This window comes from Arthrobacter sp. Br18 (assembly GCF_000520555.1).
Lineage (GTDB): Bacteria > Actinomycetota > Actinomycetes > Actinomycetales > Micrococcaceae > Arthrobacter_D.
The window spans coordinates 38,015-38,685 of the sequence record NZ_KI914864.1; the positions used below are offsets into that span (position 1 = coordinate 38,015).

The following is a 671-nucleotide window of genomic DNA, read 5'->3' on the forward strand; positions in this document are numbered from 1 at the left end:
GACGATCAAGGACGTCGCCGACACGGCGGGCGTGTCCGTGGCGACTGCTTCCCGCGTCCTGTCGGGCCACCCCGCCACCTCAGCGGTGGCCCGCGCGGCGGTGAGCGGCGCAGCCGCAACGTTGGGTTTCCGCCCCAATGCCCAGGCACGCTCCCTCCGGAAGACCCGCACGCAGACCATCGGCCTGGTGCTTCCCGATGTGCGGAATCCGTTTTTCGCCGATCTTGCTCAGTCCGTTGAGCAGCGGGCACGCGAATTCAACTTCCTCACCCTCTTCGGCAATGCCAACGAGAGCGCCGAGCAACAGGACCGCTACTTCGACATCATGCTCTCCCAACGCGTCGATGGCCTGATCGCCGCGCCGCAGGGCAACCTCAGCAACCTCCAGGGGATCCTCGACAGCGGCGTTCCCACCGTCTTCGTCGACCGCGTCATCGCCGACACCTCCGTCCCCAGCGTCACTCCCGACAACGTCACCGGCATCCAGGAAGCCGTTCGCCACCTCACCGGGCGAGGCCACCGCCGCATCGGTTACATCGCCGGACCCCAGTCCACCTCCACCGGCCGCGAACGCCTCGCTGCCTTCAAGGACGCACTCGCTGAAACTCTCGCGGACAACGACGCCGACCTCATCTTCCTCGGCAACTTCCAGTCCGCGAGCGGAGCGGCGG

At 67.4% G+C, this 671-nt stretch carries 1 protein-coding gene; it reads left to right on the forward strand.

Annotated elements, in window-relative coordinates; all coding sequences use genetic code 11:
• Positions 1-671, forward strand: a 671-nt coding sequence (locus Y704_RS20330) for a LacI family DNA-binding transcriptional regulator (protein ID WP_081747540.1), incomplete at both ends; no start/stop codon positions are given.